Origin of the sequence: Dictyobacter vulcani (assembly GCF_008974265.1) — a bacterium.
In the GTDB taxonomy this organism is placed as follows: Bacteria; Chloroflexota; Ktedonobacteria; order Ktedonobacterales; family Ktedonobacteraceae; genus Dictyobacter; species Dictyobacter vulcani.
In genome coordinates, this window is sequence record NZ_BKZW01000003.1 from 511,935 (window position 1) to 536,231 (window position 24,297).

Below are 24,297 nucleotides of genomic sequence, written 5' to 3' on the forward strand. Positions count from 1 at the left end.
GCCTACAGTTTTCAAAAAAACAAGCACCTGTACTGTAAATTACCATGGTACAGGTGCTTGTTTGCTCGGGTGAAAGGTGTTTTTAATGCTTTGGTGGCCTCTTTTCGGATCGATAGAGGACATATCCATCTAATTTATGTGGGACAAAGTAGTTGCCACCCGAGTCATTGATGATTTTGACCCAGGCTTTGAGCGCTGGCAAACAGTTATATTTTTGTGTGGTCAGGCTCAGATCTGTCGCGCACATAAAGGGAGGTCGGCTAGATTTATTGACCGCATCTTCAAATGCCTGGATGCGTTTATGATTGTCACTGATGCCCTTACTGGCATCAGTCAGATTTTTATATGTCTGACCGGGCACATAATCGCCACCGATTGTTGAGCACATAATTGGATGTTTGGTGTTTATCGTCGCTGCAATCAGGCTGTAACAGGTCCAGTGATCGGTGAAGAGGTAGGAGACATGTAATGCTTCGAGTTGTTGGATCAGGTGTTGACGCCGATTACTGGCAGCCTGTGCTCTGGGAACTTCGATGAAGGCAATACATGTTCCTGCGATCAAAATGACTGCAAGCGCTGCAAGAATGAAGCGGCTGGCATACAATCGGAATCTGGCCCATGAGAGTTCGGGGCGAAGGTGCCAGGCTGCCTGCCACAATGGTGCCAGAATGACTGGAGTAATTGCCACCAGGCTAACAATATAGCGTGCGTGATAGCCCGGTTGATCAATGGGACCTGAACTATTAATATAGGTAACTATGGCCAGAATGCCAGCGCCAAGCATACACAGGCGAGCTACACAGATGGTCCGTGTTCTACGTACTTCTTCGTCACTCAAGCCTTCCTGGTTGTGCCTGAGCTTTTTGAGGAGCAGTATAGTGATAGTTACGGACGCGATAATCAAGAGAATATAGCCGATACTCCAACTGGATTGGATGATGCCACAACTCAAAGAGCGACGCGTATTATCGCCCATAAAAGGATACTCAATCACCGGACAAAAAGGAGAACTGGTCGCGGTTGGCAGGCTGACCTGAAAGGTTTCGACGATCTTATGCCAGAGCGTTAATTGTTCCGCGGGAGCGTTGCGAGGTGTACTACCAGCCATGCCAAACAAGGTATTTAAAGGGTTGGTATTATTGATGATCGCATAGCTAATGCTTGGCAGTAAACCAATTGCCCCTCCTAATAGTCCTGCAAACCAGCCACCCCAGATGAAGATCTCACGCCAACAGATGATGACAAGCAGTAGTGTTGACATGGCATAAAGAGGCAGTCCAACCATATCGCTCCAGATGCCGAGTCCTACGACAATCCCAAACAGCATGTATCCTGTCAGACGTTTAAGTCTGGTGCGCAGGGGGGCCTGTGGTTGGTAGGAGAGCGAGAGCAAGGTCGCAATGAGAAAAGAGAGCGAACCAAACAGTAACGTTTCAGCGGATCCGCCCGTGCCCAGGGTCTGGCGACTCAAATAAGGAATAGAGCCGACACTCATCATAGCAATAGTCACCAGAGCCATTTTCCTGGAATAGATTACGCTGGTAAGTTTATAGATAACATAAAAGAAAAGACCGATCAGTAAAATAACTCCCAGTCGTAATGCCGTAATAGATGGGCCGCCGGTGAGGTGATAAAAGATGGCACCCAGGTAAGCTTCCAGGATACCCATATAGTCCTGCCCATAGAACATCAGGGGGAATTTTCCCTTGTAGGCGATATCATTGGTAATGATCGCCATAATCCCTTCGTCGCTATTGGTAGGAGGCCAATGTAAGACGACCAGCAAGATGCGTAAGCCAACAGCAAACGCAATAATTGCAGCCGCAATGAGGCCATATGAACTTACTTTCCTATTTAATACCCGAACATCTGGCAACTTGTGCCTCCTCTATTTTGTGCCATAGACAACCTCGTCAATATCTATCTGTCATAGATCTATAGCTATTCTACTAATTGCACACCACAAGGTCAAGAAACAAGTTCTATCGGGTCAATATTTCATGCTTTCTTACAGATTTTGACCTGACTGGTGCCATACATTGTATATTTGCTATTCATTGATGGCGAGGTAGCTGGTTATGTTTCAAGCTACCAGGACAAAGAGCCAGGAAAACCAGAAGTGACTTACTGGATTGGTAAGTCCTACTGGGGCAAAGGGGTTGCCACCAGAGGACTGACTGCGTTCCTTCTGCATTATACGGTGCGCCCTATTTATGCGCGTGCTGCTAAAGACAACATAGCATCCCTGCGCGTACTAGAAAAATGTGGCTTTATCAGAGTTGGTGAAAACCGCGATTTTGCCAGTGGACGTGGACAGGAGACAGAAGAACTTATCCTCCAACTGCCGCTACGGGGTATGTTGGGGATATAATTTCCTCATGTTGTCGCCAAATATTTTGATTGCTTGCTTGCGTGGTAGCAGGCGTGAAGTCAGGAATGCGGCTGCTCGATTGGATTTCCCGGCGATTTTACTGGGTGTCGTGCCAAGGGCATTGATGGCTTCTGTGATTGTTGGGCCTGCCTCCATATAAGGCATGGGGATTTCCTTATAGTGTGGCTGGGCATGATGGAAGCCAGGGGTATTAGTTGCTCCTGGGGCAAAGCCGAGTACATCGATTCCCGCGCCACGTAATTCATCCCATAAGCCTTCGGCGAGGATCAAATTGTAGGCTTTAGTGGCGGCATAGTTTGTCACGAGGGCGGTACCCTGTAATGCCGATGCCGATGAGAAGAAGATGATGCCGCCATGGCCGCGTTCCCTCATCAAGCGTCCGAAGTGATGAGATAATTTCAATGGAGCCAGACAATTAATCATAATCTGACGTTGAAGCGTCTCCAATGCCACATCCAGCAAGGGACCGACAGAAGAGAGTCCTGCGATATTGGCGACAAGTCCTATTTCCAGATTACTGGTTGCTTGTTTGACTTCGGTAAGAAACGTGGGGTCAGACAGATCCACGACTAGAGCTCTGGCTTGCACGTTATAGGCTTGTTGCAAAAAGAGTACCTGTTCTTGCAATTTTTCGGCATTAACATCAACGGCCAGAATGTTAAGCTGGCGTGCGGCAAGCTGATTCGTACATTCTTTGCCCAGGCCAGAGGCGGCTCCCGTAACCAATGCCCAGGGGCCATAACGTTGTTCAAATGGCAATACTGCTGGCATGAGGAATCCTTCCTGGTTTTGTGAGGTGATGAAGACATGTTTTCAATAGAATAAGCAGTTTTATATGCTTTTTTCTATTCTACCTCATAAATAGGAAGATCGCTATAGTGTTTTGACATCTGAGCTCAATACTGAACCGCGTTTAGTCCAGAATCGAGCCCAGAAAATCCTATTCCAATAGCATTTTAGCGCGTTAAGCACTGGTGGGCAGAGCGATGCTGGATTTTACGCGTACAAAATCCTGTACACCCGATCGCTGCAAGATGAAGCGTTCAAAGGCAGGAAACAGCGGCAAAGCGACAGCTTGATCCAGTGACTCTGGTTTCCCGATTTCATATGTCTTCTTTTGCCAGAGCAGCGTCCCATGTTCGGCTGTCACAAGATTGCGGTACCAATCTACTTTGGGTCCATAGGTTAAGGCGATGACAAAAGCATCGCCTTGCGCTAAGACAATGATTGGTGTCTCATAAGCCTTACCACTACGTCGTCCTACATGGCGAACAACCGCGAACTGGCTGCGTGAAGAGCCAGCAAACTTCAGCATCACGCGATTAAAAACGTACTTATTAAAGTAGCGTATGCGATTAGCAAACATTTTTTTTCCTCCTTGAAAAGGTAGAAACGTAGGAAAAGACAGAAACATAGCTATGGTGGTGTTAAGGCACGCATGACGATCTCAACCAGCGCATCCGCACGGTCCAGACCTGGCGGCTGCGCCTGCTCACCTGTGAATACCAGACTGGTGAGCGCATACGTTAATAGCCCACCAAGCAGTGCGCGAGCTAGCGCATCAAAGTCAACTTCAGCGATTATCTGTTGCTCTCGGGCACCTTGTAACAGGTCCATAATAATAGCGATACCACGCTGTGGTACGGTCGAGAAAAACATGGCACCAAGTTGTGGGAAGCGCGGCTGTTCGGCAATAATGATCCGTAACATGGCCAGATAATCAGGTTGGCTCATCATGATCAGGATCTCATGAGCAAAGCGGGTAAGCGCCTGACGCAGCGCCGGGAGATCCTGTGCAGTTGGCAGGGTTGAAAACTGTGCTGCAAAGCCTGGTTGCTTTAGTGTCAGGTGACTCAAGACATCTACAAAAAGTTCTTCTTTCGTCGCATAGTGACGATAGAGCGTCTCCTTCGAGGAAACGCCTGCCTCCGCTAGAATTGCATCGGTACTTGTTCCAAGATAACCTTGCTGAAGAAACAGACGATGGGCGGCATTTCTGAGCCGTTCGCGTGTCTGTTGAACACGGGTGTTGGGTTTGCGTTCCATAGCTGCTCCTTTCTTCTTTAAAGTAACGTACCTTACGGTACGATATAGAATCTTATACGTCGATTGTCAAGGAATGGCAACAGGCGTGATCCATAGTGCTGAGTTTGAACTCAAGGCTATGGATCATGCCTGCTTGAAGTTTAATGATCTTCTTTGTGTTGTGATTTATTTGTTTAATTCTATTAATTTACCGTCTTGAGACAATATTAACTTATTTCTTATAAAGTTTCTAGTGTAAATTAGCTATGCATAGGATTTTCTATCCGGGGCAACTTTGAGTATTTAGAAAAGGTAGTAAATGTTATACCTGTTCAGTTGTGTTTCTATAAAGTAAGATCATGATCATTTTTATCCGGTCTCGATCTCTCATATCAGTGATATGAACAGGTAAACTATGCTATGAGCATAGAAAACATCTTTCACGGGACCTTATTTTTCTGGTACGGTACACGTATACGTATACGTTTTCTGTTTTGATGAGACTGCACAAAAAGGAGTTTTCAGAATGAAGATTGCTGCACTCTATGATATCCATGGAAACCTGCCAGCGCTAAATGCTGTGTTAGAGGAACTTGAAGAGGTGCAACCGGACCTGATTGTTATTGGTGGAGACACGGTATCCGGCCCTATGCCCGGACAGGTTCTGGAGCGACTGATGCAGTTTGGTGAGCGGATTCGCTTTATTAGTGGCAATGGCGATCGTGAAGTTGTGACGGTTTTTGATGGTCTGCCAATTCGATCGGTTATTTCAGCAGAAGGGCAGGCAGTAACTAACTGGGTTGCTCAGCAGTTAACGAGGTCGCAGCGAGATTTTCTGGCCCGGTTACCTGAACATGTAACATTCAGTGTTACAGGATTGGGCGAGATCTTATTTTGCCATGCCACGCCGCGTAGCGATGAGGAGCTTTTCACTCAGCTTACCCCCGAGGAACGCCTGGCAAGCATCTTTGCTGGTATTGAGCAGCAGATGGTTGTCTGTGGGCATACCCATATGCAGTTTGAGCGGAAGATAGGTCAGTTACGCATTCTTAATGCTGGCAGTATTGGGATGCCTTATGCTGACCAACCAGGTGCATACTGGCTGCTTTTGAGTCCAGAAGGATCCATATTTCGTCTGACGAAATATGATAACGTGGCAGCAGCAGAGCGGATAAAAGCGACGACCTATCCACAAGCACAGGAATTCGCTGAAGAGAATGTGCTCAAGATACCAACCGCGGATGAGGCCATGACTCTCTTTGAATCTATGGCTAAAGAAGGCTAATTTAGGGTTTGATCCTCAGTATCGTCATATATATGTACGATAAAGTTAATATTTATGCGTTTAAATGTATGGAAACTGTTTTGATGGGAGAAAGACATATTTTATGGCAAGGAGGAGAATTTTTCATGGAAAAGCATTCTGATCATTCGTCTTCGAACCAGGATCCACAACGTCATTTTGACACGGGAGCCTATCATCCAGGTGAAATAAATGTACCACCAGCTCCGTCGACAAGCGAGGAGGGAGTAAATGTAATCTATACATGCCCCATATGTGGAGTGGCTGTCTTTACCATAACAGACAACATTCTTAGTTACCGTCAAGATCACGTTGTTTCGCCAAAGAACGTAAATGATCCCACTTCTGTAACCATAGAAGCTTACCATCCAGGTGAATTCGGACATCCTAGTTAAGAAGCTCACCATCCATGTGAGCGAGATGTATCACCATCTGTGTAGATGAAGCCATGTTTACAAAAATGTCTTTGCTATGAGATAAGAAAAAGCATGACAGAACAACAGCGCCCAGGATCTTCCAGTGAGGGTGCCACCATAGCTATGGTGACACCCTCTGAGGTTACCTGGAAGGTTCCTTCATACCTGACGACGCTTATTGGTCGCGAAAAGGAAGTGCATGATATTTGTAACCGCATTCAGCAACCAGATACGCGTCTGCTCACACTGCTCGGACCTGGTGGTGTAGGGAAAACGCGGGTAGCTTTGCAGGTTGCGCAACAACTTCGCGGCAAATTTTTGCACGGTATTTATTTTGTCTCTCTCTCAATGGTGCAAGATGCACATTCCGTATTCTCTTCTATTGCCGACACGCTGGAGTTGAGAGAGCAAAGCGAACGCAGTCTTTTTGAGCAGGTAAAAATATTTCTTGAGCAGAAAGCTTGCCTGCTGATATTAGATAACTTTGAGCATGTCCTGGCGGCCGCTCCGGAGCTTGAACAACTCCTGCTTTATTGTCCTGGCTTGCGCCTGTTGGTGACCAGCCGTAGTGTGCTTCATCTCTTAGGAGAGCATCAGTATCCCATTGCCCCTCTGGCTTTTGCTGAGCAGGTTGAGCAGATGACAAAAGAGCAACTGCTTCATTTTCCCGCTATCTCTCTTTTTCTGCGTCAGGCACAGGCAATCTTACCCGGATTTCAGCTCACGCCGGAAAATAGTCAGGCTGTAGCAGGTATTTGTGCGCATCTGGATGGATTGCCTCTGGCGATTGAACTGGCGGCTGCCAGGCTCAAACTTATCCCACTTCCTACTATGTATAAAGAACTGCCGCAGCGACTCGATTTATTAACCAGTAAGATCACCTCTTATCCTGTCCGGCAACAAACTCTGCTTAATACTCTTAACTGGAGCTATAGTCTTTTAACTGAGACAGAGCAATATATTTTTCGGCTTTGCTCGATTTTTGCTCAAGGGAGTACATTAAAGGCTGTGGAGGCAATCGCAACGGGCAAGTTAGCGAGTTCAGTCTCGGTGATGGACACGATTGCGACCCTTATTGATAGTGGTCTCCTCTATCAGGTACTGGATACAGAAGAGATACCGAGATTGCGCATGCTTGAAACAATGCAGGCCTATGGACTTGCACGTTTGCAGGAACATGGGGAACTGGCTGCGAGTCGGCAGGCTCATGCCGAATACTATCTTTCCCTGGCAGAAGAAGGCGAAAGCTATCTCAAAGGAGCACAGCAAATATCATGGTTGAGGTTGTTAGAAAAGGAACATGGAAATTTTCGCCTGGCATTGCAGTGGCTGCTTGACCAGCAGCAGAGCGAACTCTTGCTGCGTTTCTGCCGGGCCCTCTCGCGTTTCTGGTTTTTACGGGGCCACTGGAAAGAGAGCAGAGGATGGATGCAATCAGCATTAGAGCTTCCTACCACTCAGGCGCAGACGGTGACGCGTACGCAAGTTCTGCAACGGGTTGGTGAACTTGCCTTCTATCAAAATAATGTGGATAGTGCGCGCTCGGCTTTAGAGGAATGTCTGGCATTATGTACCTCGGATCAGTTCATCGAAGAGCGCATTAATGCTCTGTGTGGTCTCAGTATGCTGATGCGGAAGCAGGGTGAAAGTGCCAGAGCCTCTCAACTTCTGGATGAATGTGAGCAACTATGTCGTGCCACATCAATGATCTGGGAACTTTCGCAGGTATTGCGGACGCGAGGCTTTACTGCCTGGACGCGTGGTGATACTACCCTGGCAGAAACATGCGCGCATGAGAGTCTCAAGCTGGCTCGGCAAACCGGCGACCAGGCCTTGATCGCCAAAGCGCTTTCCCTTTTATCTGCAGTAGCCATGCAGCAGAACAAGCTAGCCCAGGCCATCATGATGAATCAAGAAATTTTGCGGATTGCTGAGCTCCTTGAGGATACGTATTTGTTAGCCACGACGGTACAGAACCTTGGCTATTTGCTGGCAAACGAGGAAAAGTTTGCTGAAGCGCTGGCGCTCACACAGCAAGGACTTGGCTTATTTCGTGATCTAGGCTATAAGCTTCTGACCGCCAATACTTTGCATACGCTTGGCTATATCGCTATGCAGCAAGCGAACTATCCGCTGGCGTTCCATTCATTTCAAGAAGGCTTGATCCTGGCACATGAGCTGCACAATGATGTCGTATCAGGCTGGCACTTTATTGGACTGGCGGAACTGGCCTGTATCCAGACAAAATATATCCAGGCAGCGCAGTTCCTGGGAACAGCGGAACTGCGTCTGGATCCGGCATTGATCATGAATACGGCTGAGCGTACCAGGTATGATGAGCTGGTAGAACGTGTCCGGCAAAAACTGGGCATGGCACAATATGCGCGTTCCTGGCAAGAAGGCCAGAAAATGGAGATGCCACAATTTCTATCCATGATAGAGAAAGGGGATTTGTTATCCTATCGCAAGGAAGATACGCCGCCAATTGTCCATTTTCCTGAAACACAAGCCTCTATTCTTCCTTATCAATTAACCCGTCGTGAGCTTGAAGTGATACGACTCGTCGCGCAGGGTTTAACAAATACACAAATTGCCGATTTACTGGTAATTAGTGCCCGTACAGTAAACTGGTATCTTACAAATATTTACAGCAAATTGCAGGTCACGTCCAGAAGCGCGGCTACCCGCTTTGTGTTTGAGCATGGCCTGCTTAACTGATGTCATATAGAGCGAAGCTACTGTGCCGTGTGAGTAGACCTGATAATGATCATTCATTGAAGATGACCATTATCAGGTCTGGCATTGTGAGAAGATTACCGAGAAAAAGCTGTGCGCAGAGCCGCTATTGTCAGCGCGATAGCGCCGCGCGTCGCAGGTGTCTCAGCCAGGGGATTAAGTAACAGGAAATCATGAATGGTGCCCATATAGCGCACGGCGGTTACGCGGACGCCAGCTTCTTGTAATTTATGCGCATAAGCCTCGCCCTCATCGCGTAAAGGATCGTTTTCATCAACGATAATCAAGGCTGGTGGCAGTTCCCGCAACTGTTCAAGTGATGCCTGTAGTGGTGAGAGCTTATAGTTTTTTCGCAGTGCGACATCTGGCGCATACGCATCCCAGAACCATTTCATGGCTTCGGACGAGAGCCATAGCGAGCCATCGCCGTAGCGACGATAGGATTCCGTGTTCATGCCTGCGTCTGTAACTGGATAACACAATACCTGGAACGTAATCTTTGGTCCATGGCGCTCTTTGGCGAGCATGGTGAGGATCGTGGCCATATTGCCACCGACGCTATCACCACATACCGCCAGTTGTGCTGGATCAATACCGGCAGTATTTCCCTGTTCGGCGGCCCAGATCAATGCTGTATAGGCCTGTTCAATCGCGACCGGATAGCGAGCTTCAGGAGAACGGGCATAGTCTACAAATACGACGGTAGCCTGTACGCCATTGGCGATCTCACGAATCAGGCGATCATGGGTTTCTTTATCACCCAGAATCCAGCCCCCGCCATGGCAATAGATGATGCCTGGTAACGTGCCACTGACACCCTGTGGGCGCACAATCCTCAGTGAGACCTGTCCTGTTGGTCCCCCGGGAATTGTCAGATCTTTAACGTCCGCAGGCAAGGGAGTAACAGGGCTACTTCTTTGAACTGAGACAAGGATATTACGAGCATCAGTTGGGGTTAAGGTATAAAGGGGAGGGCCGCCCTGGGCCTCAAGTCTTTTCAGAAAGGCTAATGTGGCGGGCTCAAGTAAAGAGATACGTGGATCAATACTGACAGTCATAGTGAACATCCTTTCTGCTCTTCTTTTTCTCTTTACATGCAGGCAAATACATCGCCTTCTTCAGGTATACTCGCTAAAAAACAAAAAGCAATCAACCGAACGGATGATTACTTTTATGTACGAGCTTTCATTTTTAATGCTACAGAATATGCGTAGATTTTAGCTAAATACAATGTTTACCAGGCATAATTGCTGTGATTTTATGCTATATCTCCATCTCGTTTATCCAATAGTACTGGTTTGTGCTAACATCATCAGATATCCATTTCTTTACACCTGTAGGGTAATATAGTTCATCTTTTTACTTTTATTGACATAGATAGCCTTAGATAGCACTTGCTGCCAGCGCATTTCACTATAGTATATGGAAGACTTGAGGTTATCGTCACAAAATTTCTTGTATCAATCGTTCTTTTGAGTAGATTAATTTTATGAACCCTTAACATTCAGATAGTATTTATTTCATAAAAATATGATACACTTGGTAAGTTAGATATAGTAACATATTATTGTTTGGGCATACTCTAGTATATTTGAGTTTGATATCTCTTTCTATGAATGATTGTTGTCGTTGCACGTCAATAAAAATTGTACGTCAATAAAAAGGAGTCAAGTCTTGAAAAGATCATGGGGTGTTCTTTTCGCAGGCGTTATGCTCGCAGCATTGTTGCTGACGCTCTTCATCGGTAATGGTAAATTTGCCAATGCTGCCACTACCAGGAGCCTCGATGATACAGCATGTAAGCTGAATTCGCCTACTGGAACAGCAAAGCACGTTATTTCTATTCAGTTTGACAATGTGCATTTTACCCGCGATAATCCCAATGTTCCTTCTGATCTGGAACAGATGCCTAACCTATTAAACTTCATTAAGAATAATGGTACGCTTCTCTCAAATTATCATACCGGTTTGATTGCGCACACCGCAGGCGATATCTTGACTAGCCTGACCGGTCTGTATGGTGCTCACAACGGAGTACCCATTAGCAACAGTTATCGCTATTTCAATGCTAATGGTACAAGCAGTTCGACACCAGCGTTTACGTACTGGACTGCTCCAGTTTCCAGCGCTGCCAATGCACCATACAATATGATCACCGCACCAAATACCAATACACCAGCCCCATGGGTTTCTTATACCCGCGCTGGTTGTAATGTTGGTGCAGTGTCCACTGCTAACACGGTTCTAGAAAACATCAGCACCGATATTCCGACCGTCTTTGGTGCTAACTCCCCAGAGGCCGCTGAAGTCAAAGCCAATCCTGGTCAGGCTTACAGTGACTTTGTTGGTATCGGTATCCATTGTGCCCAGAATGACGCAGTCTGCTCAAGCGCCAACAATGGTAAAGCCGATGTCTTGCCAAATGAGCCTGGTGGCTATACTGGTTTCAATGGTCTGTTTGGTCATAAAAATGTTGCTCCACAGATCAATCCTGGCGGTCCTTTGTTGGACCTTAATGGTCAGGTCATTCAGGACACCAAGCAGCATATCGGTTTCCCTGGATTTGACGGCATGAGTGCCGCCGTATCGCTGTCCTATGTTGCTGCGATGCAAGAGCATAACGTACCTGTTACCTACGCATATATCTCAGACGCCCATGATCCTCATGGTAATGATCCACACAATGGCGCGTATGGTCCAGGTGAAGATGGCTACGTCAAAACATTGAAATCCTACGATGATGCCTTCGGTAAGTTTTTCGCTCGTTTGCAGCAGGATGGCATCAATTCCAGCAACACACTGTTTTCTTTTAGCGCTGATGAAAATGACCACTTTGCTGGTGGCCAGCCTACACCTGCTAACTGCGATGGTGTAACAGTTCCCTGTACATATCAGCAAGTTGGTGAAGTTAATGGTAACCTGACAGGCCTGCTGGCTACGCAGAAGAACATTACCACACCATTTTCCGTACACGCTGACTCAGCACCTAACTTCTATCTCCAGGGCAATCCTGGCCGCCAGGATCCTACCACACGTACTTTTGAGCGGGCGGCGGGCGACCTGACTGCAACCAATCCTTATACTGGCCAGAACGAAAAAATTACCAACTACCTGGCTGATCCCGTTGAGATGAACTTCTTACACATGGTTACAGCCGATCCAGCCCGAACTCCGACCTTTACTATGTTTGCTAAACCTGACTACTTCCTGTATGCAGGCGCACCCAATTGTAATCAGGCCTGTGTTCAGATCGAGAATGCGTATGCCTGGAACCATGGTGACCTCTCACCTGATATCAATACCACCTGGTTGGGCCTGGTCGGACCGGGAGTACGCCAGTTGGGTGTTGATCATAATGTCTGGGCTGATCAAACAGATCTGCGCCCAACTATGATGTCACTGCTGGGTTTGAAAGATGACTACACCCATGATGGCCGAGCCATGTTTGAGGTCTTCACCGACAACGCTCTGCCACAGCAGGTACGCCACAACAAAGCGTTCTATGTACAACTGGGACAGCTGTACAAGCAGATCAATGCTCCGGTTGGCGCTCTGGGTATGCAGACTGTAGCAGTTTCGACGACTGCTCTGGAAAGCGACTCAGCCAATGATCAGACCTACAACACGCTGGAAGATGGTCTGACCACCCTGACGGGCCTGCGTGATACCGTAGCCGGCCAGATCCAGAATACGCTGGAGACGGCTACCTTTGGTGGTAACACCCATATGCATGTGGCCGCTACCAGGCAGGCTGATCCATTCAAACAGAGCCAGCAGTTATTCAAGAAAGTTCAACAACTTTCCAAATAATTGTTTGACAGAACTTTCAATAGTAGCGCTCAAGCCCGATAATATGTGAAAATAACAACCAGATAGTGGGTATCATCAATGGCGATGATGCCCACAACCTGGTTTTTTTTATGGATAATCGTAAGGGGGATGCTGCGAATGGCTGTATTGAAAGATGAACCAACATTAAAAGATCTACAGCAATATATGGCTGCGGTATGTGTAGAACGAGGCTGGACCAAAGACTCGCCTGCAGAGAAGTTTGTGCTTTTTATCGAAGAGGTTGGAGAATTGGCCAAAGCCATGCGTAAAGCTGCTGGCTTGTATGAAGAGAAAGCTAAACAACGCGACATAAATCTGGAAGAAGAATTTTCAGACGTGCTCAGCTATCTCTTAGATCTGGCCAACACCTTTGATATTGACCTGGAACAAGCCTTTCGTGCTAAAGAAAAGGTCAATCAATCCCGAAGCTGGGAATAAAAGCTCGTCCCATGGCGTGAGATGGATTTATTTTAAAGCATCTCAAGCGGACGTTGACTGGTTGGTGCTGGAAACTCACTATCGAGTTGCTGAAGGTCTTGCTCGTTCAGTTGTATATCCAATGCAGCTCGATTCTCGCGAACATGCTTTTGTGAGCTGGTTTTGGGAATGACATTCAGATTGTCCTGCCTGAGTAGCCAGCTTAAAGCGATCTGGGCAGGTGTTGCATGATGGCGTGATGCAATCTCCTGTAGCTGTGGATGTTTGAGCAGGCGGCCCTGTTCTATAGGTGAATACGCCATAATGGGTATGCCGTGCTGGCGACACCAGGGTTGGAGATCATACTCGATGCCGCGCCGCGTTAGATTATAGAGTACCTGATCAGTGGCCACCCCCTGACCATCCGGGAGCGCTATCAATTCCTCCATGTCCGCGTTATCCAGATTGCTGACGCCCCAGTAGCGGATCTTTCCGGTGCGCAGCAGGGTATCGAATGAGCTCAGGATCTCGCCAAATGGTGTGCTGCCACGCCAGTGCAGGAGATAAAGATCGAGACGATCGGTACCCAGACGTCGCAGACTGTCTTCGCAGGCTGTGATTGTGCCATCATAGGTAGCGTTATATGGAAGTACTTTACTGACCAGGAACACCTCATCACGATGTCCTGAAATGGCTTCACCAACGAGTTTTTCTGTCGCTCCATCGCCATACATTTCAGCCGTATCGATTAACGTCATGCCGAGTTCAAGGCCCAGCCGTAAAGCCGTAATTTCTTCCGCGCGTCGCTCCTTGCGTTCCCCATACCCCAGGTCCCCTGTCCGAGTACCGGTATCTGCTCTCCTCCTGGAAGACTGATCGTACGCATAGCTGTGGCTGCCATACCTATCTCCTATTAAAGCGTCGTAGTATCGACGTGTTCACTCTTGATTTTGCTAAGCCAAAAAAATCCTTCATGTAATAGTGACACGTCGACTACTTAAAAAGGAGAACAGGATGACTCTAGGGCTCGAATGTTTGCAAGTGGCGTACTGGTGAGGCGAAAAGTGTGAACAGCGCCAGAATAAAACCGATGCCCGCGATCCACAAACTGGTACGTAAACCTATCCATGTACTTAGAAAGCCAGCCACAAGAGGGCCGAGCGTCGCTCCACCATAGCTTAGCAGGCGCAAGGTTGCATTCATACGGGCCATCAACGCAGGTGGTGTCCTGGCCTGACGTAAACTGGTGCTCTGCACAGCAAAGATACCAAGGGCGGTACGCACAAGGAAGAAGACAATTGTGAAGAGAATAACCATCAGTGTTTTGCTACCCGTAATCAAGGGCAACAGGATAAAAGGGGCGCTACCCAGGGTAAAGGTCGCGCAGATGGTTGGTCCAAGTGGAAAGCGTCGTGCGAGTGGGCCTGCAATCGCTGAGCCAAGCAACCCACCAATCGCCGCCAGTGCATAAATCAAACCAATCAACCCTGGTGCAAAATTTAACTCACGTACCATATAGAGCAGGAAAGCAATATCAACGATGGCGTAAAAAAAGTTCCAGGCTCCAGCTTGAATAGCAAGTGTGCGGATATATGGATTTTTTCCTACAAATTGCAAACCTTCCCCAATTTGACGGAACAGGTGCGTACCTTCTGTCTGCTGCGGTGGCACCTCCTGATGACGGATCAGGAGCAGCAAAACAATGGATACTATATAAGAGAGGCTATCGGCCAGTAAGGCTAAGGGCGCTGTCAATAGCTGAACAAGCACACCTGCCAGCCCGGGACCGGCTACTTCTGCAGCGGCTGAACTGGAGTTGACCTTGCTATTGGCCTCCATGAGATGCTCCTTTGACACGATTAACGGGATAAATGAGAGCCAGCAGAGATCAAAGAGGACCGTACCAATGCCTACACAAAAAGTGATCAGGTAAAGTACTGGTAATTGTAAAGCATGAGAGAGCGCCAGTAGTGGTACCAGCACGATCAGCAGTGCCCGCACGGCATTTGCCAGTATCATGAGCGGGCGCTTGCGTCGGCGCTCTATCCAGGCGCCGAAAATGAGTGGAAACAATAGGTAAGGGGCCGTTTCCAGAAAGCGTAACAATCCCAATTGCTCAGGATTGGCATTGAGGGTCAGTACCGCCGCCAGTGGCAGCGCCAGCAGGGTGATCTGTGAACCAAACAGTGAAGTGGTTTCTCCTGTCCAGAATTTTAGAAAATCCGTGTTTTTCCACAAGCTTTTTGGCGGAACCATGGTATGGGCTGGGACCGCGATATCCTTATCAGGGTGAGTTAAAGACATATCCAGGCATCCTTCAAGTAATAGCAGTAGTTGATGGTTCATGCTCTCGGGAAAAGAGACCTGGATTGAGCATACACTGAAAAATATGCCAGCTGCATGTCACATTTTAGTCTGTTCTCTTTCACTGTATACAAGCCTGTACTGGTTCATTTCTCGCTGGTATAATGACCAGATAGCAATGTCATATTTGGCTTTCATTCCAGGGAAGGTTGGACAGATGTTACGCTTTGATCGTATTCTAGGCCTGCTCTTATTTTTGCGGAGTGGACAGACTATCTCTGCCGATGAACTGGCCCGACACTTTGCCGTCTCCAGACGCACGATTTATCGGGATCTGGAGACTCTGAGCTTGCTTGGAGTTCCTGTCTATGCCGAGCGTGGACGTGAAGGTGGCTTTCAACTTCTGGAAGGATACTTCTTGCCGCCGCTCATGTTTTCCCAGAGCGAGGCCGTGGCATTATTACTTGGTATCAGCCTGCAAAAGAATTTGCGCGCCGCGCCTTTTCCTACCGATATCGTCATGGCAGAGCAAAAGCTGCTGGCTGCTCTCCCCGAGCGCGTGCGCAACGTGTTGCTTAAGGCCAGGCAGATCATTGGCGTTGAAGCACTGCCAGAAGATATCTTTCATCCAGAGACAGGCTTTACTGCGAGTAGCACCCAGTCTGAGAAAGAGAATGGTGCGGAAAGCGGTGTCATCAGTGTATTTTTGCAGGCCATTCTTGATCAGCAACCTGTGGTCTTTTATTATGCATTGCGGCACCAGGATCACTGGTACGAAGTGCAGGCAGTCCCATGTGGCGTCTTCTGGGATCGGGATCACTGGTATCTGGTCGGTCAACGTGCAGACCGACCAGAGCCGCGTATGTGGCGTTCTGACCGTGTGAGCAACATTCGACCACTGCAGTCATCTACTATCGTCGCTCAACATGATTTCGATGTACGCGAGATGCTGGGTCGAAAATGGTTGACCACGGCTATCAAGCAGTGGAGTCAGCAAGCACCAGTAAAGATTCGCCTCTCAACCCAACTTGCTACCCGCCTGCAACGCGATTGGTACTACCGCCACGCAACGTATGAGAATCTTGAGTCGGGACAGCTACTGATGACTTTTGGGGAATCAGATCAAGCCATTGTGTTTGAGTTATTGCGCTGGCTAGGACCAGACGCAGAGCTCCTTGAACCAGCAAACTGGCGGGCAGCGCTACGGGAAGAACTTCAACACATGCAGGCGATCTACGCAGATTAACGCTGTGTTGTTCCTCCATGGAACTTTTATTTCTATATGTATATCGGTTGTTTTATTTAACATAAAAAACTTTAGTATCATAGTCAGATAAGATTTTCAAATAGAACGGGTATCACTCTGATACTCGTTCTATTTGCTATAATTGGGGAGAGTTCCAAAAGCGTTTTACGTGCTTCTTTTATGTGTTGATCTGAGCATAGCTTGAGTATAGTGTTCCCTCGATTGATCCCGTTTGCTGGAATGACTGGATAAGATCATGGGCTGGAGTTCGTCGTGAAATAAGCATTGTGCGTAAGAGGTTCAGTAGATGCCGATCTGGATCAGCCTGCAAAGCGTGTTCAGCCGCTTGCAATATCTGCCATGTACCTTCAGTAATTTCCTGGCTGCTGAAACCCTGACGTGCTGATAACTGATGGAGGGCTGCATCCGGAACCAGCGCCTTGCCCGTCAGGGTCTGATCCAGGACTAATCCTTTGAGTAAGGCAAGCAGGCCTGCATAGATAGCAAAGTTGGCGCAACTATCGCAGGCTTTGAATTCTATTCTGCCTTCCTCGGCAGGAATACGGGCGATTTTTGTCAGAGAAGGATTGCTCGCCAGTAGATCCTCTGCTCGCCCAAGAAATACCATTGTCGCTGGCCGAACGCCGGTACGCACAAAGGTACGTATCGAAAGTCCTTCCCAGAGTTCCCCATGATAAAACGGTGAACTATAACTGAATGGAATAATAAAAGGACTATAGTAGGTGAGTTTCTGGCCCAGCGTGATGATGTCAGCTGTGGAAAGCCCTTGTAGTGAGAGGTTGAGATCAGGACCATAGGTTAGCATTGGTAAAAGTGCTGTTTGCTTTTCAGGGGATAGTTGCCTGCGACTTTGCTCATAGTCATTTAACGGTGGATCAGGAACAAAGGTCTTGTGATAAGGGTGGAAACTGATGCAGACCGGTGTTAAACCTGCTGTGCGGGCCCGGGTGGCCAACTGCTGAAAACTGGTGGCCAATTCCGCTACCGCACCCATGATAGTGGAACGGATCGTGGTGCGGATCTCGATGCCTTTTGGTGGGCAAGCGACGACCTGACCTGCATTGTTGTAGCGTTCAAATCCTTCAATGTACCAGCGTTTGTATTTGATGCCTGCATCCCCGATGCGTAACTGAGGATAATCCTCCTCGTAAAATGGAAGCGCATCTACAATGGCTGCCAGATCAGCGAAGGATGTATTGGTAAAATCAACGAAACGCTTTTTTCTATCCAGGAAGGCGACTTCGTGCTCAATACCAAAGGCAAACATATGTACTCCTCATTATGCCCAATCATCATCGTCTAAAGAACATTGTCCATGTTGATCAATTAAATTGGCCTCATAGCCACAGAGGATGCACCAGACGACGGCTTTCGTGGTGGCTGAAGGCCAGACAAAATAATGTTCTGAACAGAGGAAGCGGCCACAGCTATGACACTGTTGGTGGCGGTGCTGACGGCAAGCCAGACAATCAAGTGCTTGTTGGACAAGATTTGGCATAGTTCTTCTCCCTTATCCTTGATAGCTGAACACGTAAAATACCAATAGCTTTATTTTTGCGCAGGTGCAACCTTACAAGTATAACAAAATTTAGCTCTGCTTTTAAAGTGTAAATACGCCATATTTTAATATATTGAATGTAATATGATGCATTTCATTTCGACACCAATATCCTGCCACTGAAAAATAGTGGTTTGCTCGGTCTGATAATGCCTGTAGCAGCGGAAGAATGTTTCTTCTTGCCAGATAGGTGAGATAAGCTTTACAATAAGCGTAGAAAATGAGGAAATAGAAAGAAGGAGGGAACATTTTTAAATCTATTCTCTGGCTTTGTTCAATAATAGAATGGCTTTATCTTGTCTGAAAAGGATTTTCACAACGATGAAGATTTCGAAGCAGTCTGAAGGCATCGATGTTGATGCCGCCACCGGTACAGCGCGGCGTCCGCTATCCTTTTTTGGGATGGTGAACCTGAATCTTTTCTGGTTTGCTAATCAGTTTCACTGGCAGGCGCTGCTGGCCGTAGTTATTCCTAGCATGGTTGCCAAGTTCCTGGATCCTGCGCAGAAGAGTATTAACCTCGCGCTGGTCGTAAACTGGGGTACGTTGGTGGCTGTGGTTGTCAATCCGCTGGTTGGTGCACTCTCCGACTATGTTGGATTTCGTATGGGTCGGCGCCGACCATTTATGATCATCGGTACCATCCTCAATGTCATCGTCCTGCTCATTTTTGCTTTCTCGCCTACTATTGTTCCACCGGGTCTGTTGCTCGTGGCTTTCGCGCTGCTGTTTTTGCTGCTGCAGTTCAGCAATAATTTTGCCAATTCTCCCTGGAGCGCTATTATTGCGGACAATGTGCCAGTACGACAGCGTGGCCTTGCCTCTGGCTTCAATGGCCTTTTCAACCTGCTGGGGACGGTAGTTGGATCAATCGTGGCCGGTGTAATCGTCAATAAGAACGATCCTTTGCCCCTGTATCGTACCCAGGTCGTGCAGATCTTTTTGTTGATCGCCCTGGTACAGAGTGTCATCGTCATCTACACCGTCCTGACAGTCAAGGAGACACCTCTACCGGCCACTGGCCGTCCACCTTTTGTCTGGCGGCAATTCCTGCGTAAATTCTTCTTCAAACCTTCTACCTATCCCAATCTCTCCTGGGTCCTGCTGGCGCGCTTCCTGGTCATGATGGGTATCTGGAGCGTCTACTATTTTCTCCAATATTACTTTGACGATGTCCTGGGGGGAGCGGGTACCAGAACCATCTTTTTCAACAACGCGTTTTCGGGTGAATTTTTCAACGGTACCCTCTTCCAACCGGCGGTATTGCTGCTGGCTCTGCCGATGTCGCTTCTGGCAGGCTGGGCTTCAGACCACTGGGGACGCAAGATGCTTGTCTATCTCTCAAGCGCGATGATGACGCTTGTTTGTTTTATTTTCATCGGCTTCCAGAATCAATATGCCGCGCTGCTGGCTGGCGCCTTCTTTGGTATTGGTTATGGGGCTTATACCAGCGTCGACTGGGCTTTAACGACAGATGTATTGCCCCTCACGGACGAAGCCGGCAAGTTCATGGGTATCTGGTCTGCGGTCGGCATTCTGCCCCAGGTGGTTGGTATCACCATCGGTGGCGTGATTCTGCAACTGCTGCGCACCATCCCCAACCACTTCGGCTACACCTCCCTTTTCATTCTCACTGTCATCTACCTGGTACTGGGTACCCTCGCCATTCAACGCGTCCGGGGTATTCGCTGACAACACGGAAGAGATACAGACTGTTGAAAAACAGTCTGTATCAAGCTCGGCCAGTGCTCAATCACTCAGTCTAATCAGGACATTGATTAGAAGCAGCACACAACTATTCCCCTTTTGAACTGATACCCCCGGTCTGATGAAAATGTGCGCGATAACTGATGAATAACTGATGATTTTTTGCTTGTCTTACCTTATGAGAATATCCTATCATTACTTTCACAAAGAATATTCCAGGCATATTGACGTGTTCTGGCTCTTTTTTAGCCGTTATTTGTAATTTCTGAACAACACGGGTATCTCTAGTGTTTTTGCAGGAGGAGTACGATGCTCCATATCTCAAAGCGCAAACTGCGTAGTTTGCCTTTCCAGACCAGACTTCGAGGTCTCTCCTTATTCACCGCGTTATTGATTCTCGTCATCAGTAGCTTTTTTGTGCAGCTACAGGTGACGCACGCTGCATCCTATTGTCAGGTGAACTACTCTGTTGTCAATCAATGGCAGGGCGGTTTTACTGGCAACATTGTGATTCAGAACACCAGCGCTTCCGCATGGAACAACTGGTCCCTGACCTATACCTTTCCCGCATCCGGTCAGAGTATAACTCAGAGTTGGAATGGTACTGCTACCCAATCAGGGCAGAACGTGACGTTTGTCAATGCCAGTTACAATGGAAGCGTGGCCGTGAACGGTACTGTCAATCCAGGCTTCAATGCGAGCTGGTCAGGCAGCAATCCTGCTCCTACCAATTTCGCGGTCAACGGCAATGCCTGTAATGGCTCAACGCCGCCGACCCCAACCCCAGTACCGCCAACTCCAACTCCAGTACCGCCAACCCCGACGCCAAATCCTGGTACCCCAACTCCAGTACCACCAACCCCGACGCCAATTCCTGGCACCCCGACGCCAACACCGACCCCTGGCACACATGTTGATAACCCCTATTCTGGTGCCAATGGCTATATTAATCCTGACTGGGCAGCATCCGTTCAGGCAGGTGCAGCGCAGACAGGAGGAACTCTGGGCCAACAGGAAGCGAAAGTAGCCAATAATTCGACGGCCGTCTGGCTGGATCGTATCGCTGCCGTTACCGGTGGCAGTGGAGTCACCAAGACGCTGTCTGGCCATCTGGATGCAGCTGTGGCTCAGGCTAATGCGAATCCAGGCAAGCCCGTTGTGATTACCCTGGTCATCTATGATCTGCCTAACCGCGACTGTGCGGCCCTGGCATCTAATGGTGAGCTATCGATAGCAAACAACGGCCTGGCAACCTATGAGTCGCAGTACATTGATCCGATTGCAGCTACCCTTAGTCTCCCCAAGTATCAGAACCTGCGCATTGCAGCTATAGTTGAGCCAGACTCGCTGCCGAACCTGATTACCAATCTGAGTTTTGCTAAATGTTCTGAGGCCAACTCCAGTGGGGCATACGTCAAAGGTGTCCAGTATGCACTGGATAAACTGCACGCTATCTCTAACGTCTACAATTATATTGATATTGCCCACTCTGGCTGGCTTGGCTGGTCCAGCAACTTTGGCCCCGCTGTAACCTTGATCACGAATACTGTTAAAGGCACGGTAGCTGGCGTCAATAGTGTGGATGGTTTTATCAGTGATACCGCTAACTATGTTCCAACCACCGAGCCATTCATGACTGCCAATCAGCAGGTTGGTGGCAACCCTGTTCGCTCGGCCAACTTCTATCAATGGAATCAGTATATTGATGAGGGAACATATGGAACAGATATGCGTAATGCCTTTATCAGTGCTGGCTTCCCAGGTGGTATTGGTATGTTGATTGACACCTCGCGCAACGGTTGGGGGGTCCAAACCGCCCGGCTGGAGCGAGTAGCTCGACGGACCTCAATACCTTCGTTAATGCCTCAAAAATTGACCTGCGTGTCCATCGTGGTAACTGGTGTAACCAGAAAGGTGGTATTGGTGCGCGGCCAGTGGCCAATCCTGCACCAGGATTTGACGCCTATGTCTGGATCAAACCTCCAGGTGAATCAGACGGAGCCAGCCAGGCGATTCCGAATAATGAAGGTAAAGGCGCAGATCCTATGTGTGATCCTACCTTCCGTGGCAGCAACCAGGCTAACGGTGGCAACCTGACCGAAGCTATGCCTGATGCACCATTGGCAGGACACTGGTTCCAGGCCGAGTTCGATCTCCTGGTAAAGAATGCCTCACCATCCTTCTAGTAAAGCGTCCAGGTGTCAAGCCCGATTAAATAATGATGCAAGCGTAGTCGTGACTGTCACCGTTATAATGTGACAGTCGCGACTACTTTTGTGTACACTGAGCGCGGCTATCGCTCAAACGTGGTGTGTTAGTTGTCTCTGCCGTGTTTGCCAGATTTAGCATTCATCTGGGCGGCATGCGCGGACAGGACGCTGGCGGTACTGTCGGAACGGGTGACACGATAGCCATCATAATTCGGATAGAGCGTGCCATCATCTTGCAGGCCAGTTAGAATCCAGAATTGATCGCCATTGCCACCTGCCTGGTAGACCGTATCGGTCCAGGAGCGATAAATGGCATCGCGCGCCGCCAGATCACGCCAGCCATACTCTTCCAGGACGACAGGTTTGCCGGCGGCATGTCCATCATGAATATGATCCTTGATCCACTGGACAGACCAGGGAGCATCCTTGCCCCAATCATTGGGATAGAGGTGGATTTATATTCAATGAACTTTCATTGAATATAACACTGACTGCATAGTATTTTTCCCCACTTGCTAGAGGATGGGAATTTAAGCTATATTCTCAAATAAGTAATCGTTGCATGAGATAGGTAGTAGCATCAATAAAGGAAGTGGAAATATAACTACATCAGCAAGACAGTGCTTGAAAGAGTGGGCACGCCGTATGAAAAAAGATATTCTGGCGCTGACTGTGGCTTATAAAGATCCTCGCGTGCCATGGTATGCACGCGTCCTTATCGTTGGAATACTGGGCTATGCTTTTAGTCCGATAGACCTGATCCCCGACTTCATTCCTGTGATTGGTTTGCTCGATGATCTGATTTTATTGCCACTTGGTATTATGCTGGCCATCAAATTAATCCCGCCAATAGTTATGCAGGAGAGTCGCTTGCAGGCTGAACGGATGCTAGAGCAACGTAAACCATCGAGTTGGCGTGGGGCGCTGGTGATCATTTTGATCTGGCTGCTCTGTGCGAGCCTCGTGGTCCTGTGGTTTTTACGCTGGCATTAGAAGTATTGCTCACAGCTCTCAAAGCGTTAGACTGTAAATTTGGAGATTGCACACTGGATATCACTATGCTTCAGACACATAAAGAAATAGAAAAGTGCATAGTCATAAAAGCTATAGCTATTGTACAGGAATAGCACGGATCTGGGTCAAGAAATCATCGTAGATCGTGAGCTGTTTACGGAGCTCAACTCTCGTCTCAGCAACGTCTGAACGCTGTATTTCCCGTAGTTTTTCGCGGTGTAGACGACGTACTAACGATTTTAGTTCAGTGATATCATCCTTCTCGTTAAGAGTCGCTAAAATGTCATTTACAGTCTGAACATAAACTTCACCTTCATTTGCGTGGCGCTGACTTTTTTCCTCAAAATATTCTATGAGATCTTTCTTACATGTGATGTTTGGCATGCTTAGTAACCTCCTGTTCGTGATTGCCAACAGTATACCATATTTCATACCAGACAATCGTGTGGGTGTTATCAACCCACACGATTGAAGCGTTCAGCATGCTTTTCAGGAACATGGTATGAGTGGATCTTTTATGAGAGATTATCGGTTGCGACGAACCATTTGCCTCCGACACCCTGGCCATTTGTTTGTCCGGCGGCGGTATCGGCAGCATAGGTATAGAGGAAGTGCCCGTTGTATTGTACTTGCATGCCGCTGTCATCCTTGACCGCAGTAAGTTTTCCGGATAGACCAGTGACAGCAGGTTGAGCTGCATCAGACAGGAGTGGAGGCCAGGTACCTGTGCAACCGGAGCCGCAGGCAGAGGTTGTTTTGGTATCAGGGGTAAAGTAGTAGAGGGTCATGCCATGCGTGTCTGTCAGGATTTTCACCTTTTTGCCATCAACCGTAGCCATGGCAACTTTGACCGCCGGACCAGCAGAAGTACTTGCGGCCGTGGTGGGGGTGGATGTAGACCCATAGGAGTTTTTATCACCTCCAGATTGACTGGACCCATAAGAAGAGTTTTTATCACTTCCAGTCGTTGTATTGTTGCTTGTGCCAGTATTATTGCTGTCGCCACCTCCACAGGCTGCAAGCACAAACATAGCCATTACCAGCATACTGATCAGGACCGAAATTCGTAATGTTCGCAAGATAGTGTTCTCCTTGATGTCTAACAATGTCATATAAT

The 24,297-nt window shown here is 48.0% G+C and carries 20 protein-coding genes and 2 pseudogenes; 10 read left to right on the forward strand and 12 right to left on the reverse strand.

Annotated elements, in window-relative coordinates; translation table 11 throughout:
• Positions 1–82: 82 nt before the first annotated feature.
• On the reverse strand, positions 83–1,876 hold the full coding sequence (locus KDW_RS26380) for an ArnT family glycosyltransferase (RefSeq protein WP_151758907.1): 1,794 nt from the start codon (positions 1,874–1,876) through the stop codon (positions 83–85).
• A 153-nt stretch (positions 1,877–2,029) separates the two neighbouring features.
• Here KDW_RS26380 and KDW_RS26385 point away from each other — a divergent pair, with 153 nt between their 5' ends.
• The gene (locus KDW_RS26385) at positions 2,030–2,371 is read left to right on the forward strand and encodes a GNAT family N-acetyltransferase (RefSeq protein WP_233097916.1); all 342 of its coding nucleotides are present in this window, start codon (positions 2,030–2,032) and stop codon (positions 2,369–2,371) included.
• Here the strand turns inward: KDW_RS26385 and KDW_RS26390 are convergent.
• The 3 genes from KDW_RS26390 to KDW_RS26400 form a co-directional block, all read right to left on the reverse strand.
• The gene (locus KDW_RS26390; RefSeq protein ID WP_151758909.1) at positions 2,348–3,163 is read right to left on the reverse strand and encodes an SDR family NAD(P)-dependent oxidoreductase; all 816 of its coding nucleotides are present in this window, start codon (positions 3,161–3,163) and stop codon (positions 2,348–2,350) included. The two genes, KDW_RS26385 and KDW_RS26390, sit on opposite strands and share 24 nt — an antisense overlap.
• Before the next feature lie 193 nt (positions 3,164–3,356).
• The gene (locus tag KDW_RS26395; protein ID WP_162005628.1) at positions 3,357–3,758 is read right to left on the reverse strand and encodes a nitroreductase/quinone reductase family protein; all 402 of its coding nucleotides are present in this window, start codon (positions 3,756–3,758) and stop codon (positions 3,357–3,359) included.
• 50 nt (positions 3,759–3,808) lie between these two features.
• On the reverse strand, positions 3,809–4,438 hold the full coding sequence (locus tag KDW_RS26400; protein ID WP_151758911.1) for a TetR/AcrR family transcriptional regulator: 630 nt from the start codon (positions 4,436–4,438) through the stop codon (positions 3,809–3,811).
• A gap of 505 nt (positions 4,439–4,943) precedes the next feature.
• Here KDW_RS26400 and KDW_RS26405 point away from each other — a divergent pair.
• Together KDW_RS26405 and KDW_RS26410 are read left to right on the forward strand one after the other, a co-directional pair.
• Positions 4,944–5,702 (forward strand): metallophosphoesterase family protein, encoded by a 759-nt coding sequence (locus tag KDW_RS26405; protein WP_151758912.1) that lies wholly within the window; start codon positions 4,944–4,946, stop codon positions 5,700–5,702.
• A gap of 506 nt (positions 5,703–6,208) precedes the next feature.
• Positions 6,209–8,854, forward strand: coding sequence for a LuxR C-terminal-related transcriptional regulator (locus KDW_RS26410; protein ID WP_162005629.1), 2,646 nt, complete (start codon positions 6,209–6,211; stop codon positions 8,852–8,854).
• 95 nt (positions 8,855–8,949) lie between these two features.
• Here KDW_RS26410 and KDW_RS26415 read toward each other — a convergent pair whose 3' ends face one another.
• A complete protein-coding gene (locus KDW_RS26415) occupies positions 8,950–9,930 on the reverse strand; it encodes an alpha/beta hydrolase (protein WP_151758914.1) in 981 nt (326 codons plus the stop codon).
• A gap of 616 nt (positions 9,931–10,546) precedes the next feature.
• Here KDW_RS26415 and KDW_RS26420 point away from each other — a divergent pair.
• Both KDW_RS26420 and KDW_RS26425 read left to right on the forward strand, forming a co-directional pair.
• Positions 10,547–12,682, forward strand: coding sequence for a hypothetical protein (locus KDW_RS26420; RefSeq protein ID WP_151758915.1), 2,136 nt, complete (start codon positions 10,547–10,549; stop codon positions 12,680–12,682).
• A 78-nt stretch (positions 12,683–12,760) separates the two neighbouring features.
• On the forward strand, positions 12,761–13,141 hold the full coding sequence (locus KDW_RS26425) for a MazG nucleotide pyrophosphohydrolase domain-containing protein (RefSeq protein WP_233097917.1): 381 nt from the start codon (positions 12,761–12,763) through the stop codon (positions 13,139–13,141).
• A 32-nt stretch (positions 13,142–13,173) separates the two neighbouring features.
• Here KDW_RS26425 and KDW_RS26430 read toward each other — a convergent pair.
• Positions 13,174–14,006 (reverse strand): annotated as a pseudogene (locus KDW_RS26430) (aldo/keto reductase).
• A 134-nt stretch (positions 14,007–14,140) separates the two neighbouring features.
• The gene (locus KDW_RS26435) at positions 14,141–15,424 is read right to left on the reverse strand and encodes an MFS transporter (protein WP_162005630.1); all 1,284 of its coding nucleotides are present in this window, start codon (positions 15,422–15,424) and stop codon (positions 14,141–14,143) included.
• Between the two features lie 217 nt (positions 15,425–15,641).
• Here KDW_RS26435 and KDW_RS26440 point away from each other — a divergent pair, with 217 nt between their 5' ends.
• Complete coding sequence (locus KDW_RS26440; RefSeq protein ID WP_162005631.1) at positions 15,642–16,670, forward strand: helix-turn-helix transcriptional regulator; 1,029 nt, start codon at positions 15,642–15,644, stop codon at positions 16,668–16,670.
• Between the two features lie 178 nt (positions 16,671–16,848).
• Here the strand turns inward: KDW_RS26440 and KDW_RS26445 are convergent, their stop codons facing one another.
• Together KDW_RS26445 and KDW_RS26450 are read right to left on the reverse strand one after the other, a co-directional pair.
• On the reverse strand, positions 16,849–17,958 hold the full coding sequence (locus KDW_RS26445; RefSeq protein WP_151758918.1) for a glutamate-cysteine ligase family protein: 1,110 nt from the start codon (positions 17,956–17,958) through the stop codon (positions 16,849–16,851).
• 12 nt (positions 17,959–17,970) lie between these two features.
• Positions 17,971–18,189, reverse strand: coding sequence for a hypothetical protein (locus KDW_RS26450; RefSeq protein ID WP_151758919.1), 219 nt, complete (start codon positions 18,187–18,189; stop codon positions 17,971–17,973).
• A gap of 381 nt (positions 18,190–18,570) precedes the next feature.
• On the opposite strand from KDW_RS26450, the gene KDW_RS26455 reads away from it, so the two are divergent.
• The 3 genes and pseudogenes from KDW_RS26455 (at position 18,571) to KDW_RS36545 (ending at position 22,142) form a co-directional block, all read left to right on the forward strand.
• Positions 18,571–19,941, forward strand: a complete 1,371-nt coding sequence (locus KDW_RS26455; RefSeq protein WP_151758920.1) for an MFS transporter — start codon at positions 18,571–18,573, stop codon at positions 19,939–19,941.
• A 324-nt stretch (positions 19,942–20,265) separates the two neighbouring features.
• Positions 20,266–21,702, forward strand: a pseudogene (locus KDW_RS26460) (glycoside hydrolase family 6 protein); the annotation flags it as partial.
• Between the two features lie 188 nt (positions 21,703–21,890).
• Positions 21,891–22,142, forward strand: a complete 252-nt coding sequence (locus tag KDW_RS36545) for a glycoside hydrolase family 6 protein (RefSeq protein WP_503826629.1) — start codon at positions 21,891–21,893, stop codon at positions 22,140–22,142.
• A 268-nt stretch (positions 22,143–22,410) separates the two neighbouring features.
• On the opposite strand, the gene KDW_RS32015 is transcribed toward KDW_RS36545, so the two are convergent.
• Positions 22,411–22,551, reverse strand: coding sequence for a hypothetical protein (locus KDW_RS32015; protein WP_162005632.1), 141 nt, complete (start codon positions 22,549–22,551; stop codon positions 22,411–22,413).
• Positions 22,552–22,811: 260 nt separating this feature from the next.
• Between KDW_RS32015 and KDW_RS26470 the strand changes: the two genes are divergently transcribed.
• On the forward strand, positions 22,812–23,159 hold the full coding sequence (locus tag KDW_RS26470; protein ID WP_151758921.1) for a YkvA family protein: 348 nt from the start codon (positions 22,812–22,814) through the stop codon (positions 23,157–23,159).
• A 117-nt stretch (positions 23,160–23,276) separates the two neighbouring features.
• Here the strand turns inward: KDW_RS26470 and KDW_RS26475 are convergent, their stop codons facing one another.
• Together KDW_RS26475 and KDW_RS26480 are read right to left on the reverse strand one after the other, a co-directional pair.
• Positions 23,277–23,564: a hypothetical protein gene (locus KDW_RS26475; RefSeq protein WP_151758922.1), complete on the reverse strand. Its 288-nt coding sequence runs from the start codon at positions 23,562–23,564 to the stop codon at positions 23,277–23,279.
• Between the two features lie 131 nt (positions 23,565–23,695).
• Positions 23,696–24,259 carry a COG4315 family predicted lipoprotein gene (locus KDW_RS26480; protein ID WP_162005633.1) on the reverse strand — a complete coding sequence of 188 codons (564 nt, stop codon included), beginning with the start codon at positions 24,257–24,259 and terminating at the stop codon, positions 23,696–23,698.
• Positions 24,260–24,297: the final 38 nt, after the last annotated feature.

Coding starts and splice junctions, on each gene's coding strand:
- KDW_RS26390 (WP_151758909.1), bottom strand. CDS start 3,163: ATGCCAGCAGTATTGCCATTTGAACAACGTTATGGCCCCTGGGCATTG.
- KDW_RS26395 (WP_162005628.1), bottom strand. CDS start 3,758: ATGTTTGCTAATCGCATACGCTACTTTAATAAGTACGTTTTTAATCGC.
- KDW_RS26400 (WP_151758911.1), bottom strand. CDS start 4,438: ATGGAACGCAAACCCAACACCCGTGTTCAACAGACACGCGAACGGCTC.
- KDW_RS26405 (WP_151758912.1), top strand. CDS start 4,944: ATGAAGATTGCTGCACTCTATGATATCCATGGAAACCTGCCAGCGCTA.
- KDW_RS26410 (WP_162005629.1), top strand. CDS start 6,209: ATGACAGAACAACAGCGCCCAGGATCTTCCAGTGAGGGTGCCACCATA.
- KDW_RS26415 (WP_151758914.1), bottom strand. CDS start 9,930: ATGACTGTCAGTATTGATCCACGTATCTCTTTACTTGAGCCCGCCACA.
- KDW_RS26425 (WP_233097917.1), top strand. CDS start 12,761: ATGGCGATGATGCCCACAACCTGGTTTTTTTTATGGATAATCGTAAGG.
- KDW_RS26435 (WP_162005630.1), bottom strand. CDS start 15,424: ATGTCTTTAACTCACCCTGATAAGGATATCGCGGTCCCAGCCCATACC.
- KDW_RS26440 (WP_162005631.1), top strand. CDS start 15,642: ATGTTACGCTTTGATCGTATTCTAGGCCTGCTCTTATTTTTGCGGAGT.
- KDW_RS26445 (WP_151758918.1), bottom strand. CDS start 17,958: ATGTTTGCCTTTGGTATTGAGCACGAAGTCGCCTTCCTGGATAGAAAA.
- KDW_RS26450 (WP_151758919.1), bottom strand. CDS start 18,189: ATGCCAAATCTTGTCCAACAAGCACTTGATTGTCTGGCTTGCCGTCAG.
- KDW_RS26455 (WP_151758920.1), top strand. CDS start 18,571: ATGAAGATTTCGAAGCAGTCTGAAGGCATCGATGTTGATGCCGCCACC.
- KDW_RS32015 (WP_162005632.1), bottom strand. CDS start 22,551: ATGATGGACATGCCGCCGGCAAACCTGTCGTCCTGGAAGAGTATGGCT.
- KDW_RS26470 (WP_151758921.1), top strand. CDS start 22,812: ATGAAAAAAGATATTCTGGCGCTGACTGTGGCTTATAAAGATCCTCGC.
- KDW_RS26475 (WP_151758922.1), bottom strand. CDS start 23,564: ATGCCAAACATCACATGTAAGAAAGATCTCATAGAATATTTTGAGGAA.